This is a genomic window from Brachyspira catarrhinii (genome assembly GCF_005518285.1).
GTDB lineage: Bacteria > Spirochaetota > Brachyspiria > Brachyspirales > Brachyspiraceae > Brachyspira > Brachyspira catarrhinii.
Genome location: NZ_SJDU01000528.1, coordinates 1 through 1,255 on the forward strand (window position 1 = coordinate 1; position 1,255 = coordinate 1,255).

At 19.8% G+C, this 1,255-nt stretch carries 1 protein-coding gene; it reads right to left on the minus strand.

The window, feature by feature from the left end; all coding sequences use genetic code 11:
• Positions 1-97: 97 nt before the first annotated feature.
• On the minus strand, positions 98-1,255 hold a 1,158-nt coding region (locus tag EZH24_RS12080), incomplete at its 5' end, for a cyclic nucleotide-binding domain-containing protein (protein ID WP_336596098.1).

Consider the following 1,255-nt stretch of genomic DNA (forward strand, 5'->3'; position numbering starts at 1 on the left):
AGCATTATACTAAAAATAATAAAAATTGTAAAGTATTATTATGTTAATTTAATTATGTTACCTTTTATAAAATATAAAAATAGCTTTAGAAAAGCTATTATATATAATTGGAATATTCATTAAGATAGCTTTCAGCATCAGTAATTATAATATTATTAAATAAATCAGTTTCAATATAATTTATGTTTTTAAGAAGTAAATATATTTCTGTATAAGATATTGATAACTTCAGCATATTTTTTATATCTTCATAAGAATATGATAATTTTATTGTTTTATTATCATTAAATAATGTTTCTATCTTTAATATAGAATATATCAAAACAATAATTTTTTCTTTTATATTTTTTTTATTTAAAGCCTTTATTTTTAATATTGTAGTTATAATTTTCATAGAATTCATTTTTATATAATCTAACCTTAAACTAATGTCTGTATATAATTTTTCTAAAAAATCATCATACGGCAGTATTTCTACTACAGACTCTTCAAGTACTATTGCTGTTATAAATAATGGTTTATATTCTAATTTAGGATTCACAAAGTTTAAAATATGATTACTTTTATATATAACTCCTACTGTATGCTTTGAATTAATTATATTATATATTCCAATTTTTCCAGATTTTATACAGTAAATGTTATTAATGATATCAAGTTCAGTGTATAAACAATATCCCTTTTGAAATTTATATACATTTTTATCAATTTTTATAGGTTCAGAAGCTGGTTTTAAATGTTTTAAGAAATCTACTACATCATCGCAATTTTCACAATCTTGAAATGTATTTATATGAGAAATGCAAAGCTTATATCCTGCATCTTCAAAACCATTGTTTTTATATATTTTAGCCATTAGTAATGTATCTTCTTTATTATACAAATCTATTTTGTTATTGATTAAAATATTATAATATTTACTAAGCCACACCTCAAGAGTAAACAATAAATAATTGGATATTTTTTTAATAATATTTTTATTATGAATATTCTTTATATTATCTATTTTTATCTCAAAAAGCTCACAATCTTCTATAGCTTCTATTGAAGAAAAATATGGTTCGTTTGTTATAGATGATATTAAACCTATAATATCGCCATTTTTACTAAAAAAATTAGAGTCTTTGATAAAATTATTAAATGATAATGTTTTACCTTTTATGATTACATAAAAATAGTTTTCTGGTTTTTCACTGCTTTTGAATATTATAGATGATTTAGGATATTTTATGAGTTTGTGTTTTGTGTTTTGTGT